The organism is Stenotrophomonas sp. P5_B8, assembly GCF_054049855.1.
Map to the genome: position 1 here is coordinate 1 of NZ_JBFULO010000448.1, position 2,989 is coordinate 2,989.

The 2,989-nt window shown below is 63.0% G+C and carries 4 protein-coding genes; all 4 read left to right on the top strand.

Annotated features, from left to right (window positions below; translation table 11 throughout):
* A partial coding sequence (gene rpsA / locus ACXJKH_RS17805; RefSeq protein ID WP_457321319.1) for a 30S ribosomal protein S1 occupies positions 1 to 1,412 on the top strand: 1,412 nt, incomplete at its 5' end.
* 86 nt (positions 1,413 to 1,498) lie between these two features.
* The gene (locus ACXJKH_RS17810) at positions 1,499 to 1,804 is read left to right on the top strand and encodes an integration host factor subunit beta (protein WP_017355596.1); all 306 of its coding nucleotides are present in this window, start codon (positions 1,499 to 1,501) and stop codon (positions 1,802 to 1,804) included.
* A 99-nt stretch (positions 1,805 to 1,903) separates the two neighbouring features.
* The gene (locus ACXJKH_RS17815) at positions 1,904 to 2,194 is read left to right on the top strand and encodes a hypothetical protein (protein WP_457321321.1); all 291 of its coding nucleotides are present in this window, start codon (positions 1,904 to 1,906) and stop codon (positions 2,192 to 2,194) included.
* Between the two features lie 6 nt (positions 2,195 to 2,200).
* The coding region (gene lapB, locus ACXJKH_RS17820) for a lipopolysaccharide assembly protein LapB (RefSeq protein WP_457321323.1) at positions 2,201 to 2,989 on the top strand (789 nt) is incomplete at its 3' end.

Below are 2,989 nucleotides of genomic sequence, written 5' to 3' on the forward strand. Positions count from 1 at the left end.
GCGCGATGGTGTGGGACGAGCTGGAAGAAGCGTTGGAGAAGAACGAAACCATCACCGGTCGCATCAGCGGCAAGGTCAAGGGTGGTTTCACCGTGGACATCAAGGATGTCCGCGCGTTCCTGCCGGGTTCCCTGGTCGATGTGCGCCCCGTGCGCGATCCGGCCTACCTGGAAGGCAAGGAGCTGGAATTCAAGCTCATCAAGCTGGACCGCAAGCGTAACAACGTCGTGGTTTCGCGCCGCGCTGTCGTCGAAAGCGAGCACTCGGAAGAGCGCGAGCAGCTGATGGACAAGCTGCAGGAAGGCGCGATCCTGAAGGGTGTCGTCAAGAACCTGACCGATTACGGCGCGTTCGTGGACCTGGGCGGTATCGACGGCCTGCTGCACATCACCGACATGGCCTGGAAGCGCGTGCGCCATCCGTCCGAAGTCGTGAACGTCGGCGACGAGCTGGACGTCCGCGTGCTGAAGTTCGACCGCGAGCGCAACCGCGTTTCGCTGGGTCTGAAGCAGCTGGGTGAAGATCCGTGGGACAACATCGCCCGTCGTTACCCGGCCAACAGCCGCGTCTTCGGCAAGGTCTCCAACGTCACCGATTACGGCGCATTCGTCGAGATCGAGCCGGGCGTGGAAGGCCTGGTGCACGTGTCGGAAATGGATTGGACCAACAAGAACGTCAACCCGTCCAAGGTTGTGCAGGTCGGTGACGAAGTTGAAGTCATGGTCCTGGACGTCGACGAGGAGCGTCGCCGCATCTCGCTGGGCATGAAGCAGGTTGCCGCCAATCCGTGGGAAACCTTCGCTGCCATCCACAAGAAGGGCGACAAGGTGTCGGGCCAGATCAAGTCGATCACCGACTTCGGCATCTTCATCGGCCTGGACGGCGGTATCGATGGCCTGGTGCACCTGTCCGACATCAGCTGGAACACCACCGGCGAAGACGTGGTCCGCAACTACAAGAAGGGCGACAACCTGGACGCAGTGGTCCTGGCCGTCGATCCGGAGCGCGAGCGCATCAGCCTGGGCGTCAAGCAGCTGGAGCAGGATCCGTTCGGTCAGTACATGGCGGCCAACCCGAAGGGTTCCAAGGTCGAAGGCGTGGTCAAGGAAGTGGACGCCAAGGGCGCTACCATCGAACTGGCTGACGGCATCGAAGGCTACGTGGCCGCTCGCGATGTTGCGAACGAGCGCGTGGACGACGCGACCCAGTTCCTGAAGGTCGGCGACAAGGTTGAAGCCAAGTTCGTGGGCATGGATCGCAAGGGTCGTACCCTGCAGCTGTCGATCAAGGCCAAGGACGATGCGGAAATGCGCGAAGTGCTGGAGGAATACCAGTCCTCTTCGGCGTCCAGCGGCACCACCCAGCTCGGCGCGCTGCTGCGTGCACAGCTGAACGGCAACAAGTCCGAGTAATCGGTCTGTCGCTGTCGTAGTTTCCTGGACGGCCCGGACAACAGTCCGGGCCGTTTCAGGGTCTAGTTCCCCCCGAAGAGCCCGTAATGACCAAATCCGAGCTGATCGAAATCCTGGCGCGCCGACAGGCGCATTTGAAGTCGGACGATGTCGATCTGGCCGTGAAGTCGTTGCTGGAAATGATGGGTGGGGCGYTGGCCGGCGGGGATCGCATCGAGATCCGCGGGTTCGGCAGTTTTTCGTTGCACTACCGGCCACCCAGGCTGGGGCGCAACCCCAAGACCGGGGAGTCGGTCGCATTGCCGGGCAAGCATGTCCCGCATTTCAAACCCGGCAAGGAGCTGCGCGAGCGCGTCAGCGCCGTGGTGCCGCTGGAAAGCGACCCCGCGTAGAGCGGACCGTTGGTCCGCTGCTTTTTTCGTTCCGGGCCTCTTTGTCCCGCTGCTCTATATTCCGCTACTCTTTGAATCTCCCGGAACTGGAGATGCTACATGAAAGTCGTACGTCTGCTTGTGCTGCTGGCGGTTCTGGTCGCCGGACTGATTATTGGTGCGCTCAACTCGGACAAGATGGTTCTCAGTCTGGGCTTCACCCAAATCACCAMCACCACCGGCCTGGCGATCATTGTCGCCCTGTTGTCCGGTGCCATCATCGGCGGCGGCATCGTGCTGGCCAGCCTGGTGATCCCGTTGTACGCGAAGCTGCGCAAGGCGCAGAAGGCTGTCCCGACCGCGGTCGTGGCGCCGGCTTCCACCCCTTCTTCTACTTTCGACGGACGCTGAGCCCCGATGGAATTTGTCTCCGAGTGGTTCTGGTTCTTCCTGTTCCTGCCGTTGGCGGCGTTGTCCGGCTGGGTGATAGGCCGTCGCGGTGGCCAGCGCCATGGCGACAACCAGGTCAGCCGCCTGTCCAGCACCTATTTCCGTGGCCTGAACTACCTGCTCAACGAGCAGCCGGACAAGGCGATCGAGCTGTTCCTGCATATCGCCGAGCTGGACAAGGAAACCTTCGAAACCCAGGTCGCGCTGGGCCACCTGTTCCGCCGTCGTGGCGAGGTGGATCGTGCGATCCGGCTGCACCAGGGCCTGGTCAACCGTGCCGACCTGAATGACGCGCAGCGGGTGCAGGCACTGCTCGCCCTGGGCGAGGACTACATGAAGTCCGGGCTGCTGGACCGTGCCGAAACCGTGTTCAGTGAGCTGGCGCAGATCGACCAGCGCGCGCCGCAGGCGCTCAAGCACCTGATCGGGATCTACCAGGCCGAGCGTGACTGGGAAAAGGCGATCGACAACGCCAGCCGCTTCGAGGAAGTCACCGGCGAGCCGATGGGCAAGCTGATCGGGCAGTTCGAATGCGAACTGGCCGAGCGCTTCCGCGGCGCCGGCAAGATCGAGGAGGCGAGGGCGGCCATCGCGCGCGCCTACCAGGCCGATGCGATGTCGGTCCGCGCCGGCATCATCGAGGGCCGTCTTGAAGCGGATGCGGGCAATGCCGAAGCCGCCGTGCGCGCCTTCGAGCGCGCCGCGCGCAACGATCCCGAATACCTGCCCGAAGTGCTGCAGGCGCTGATGCAGAAC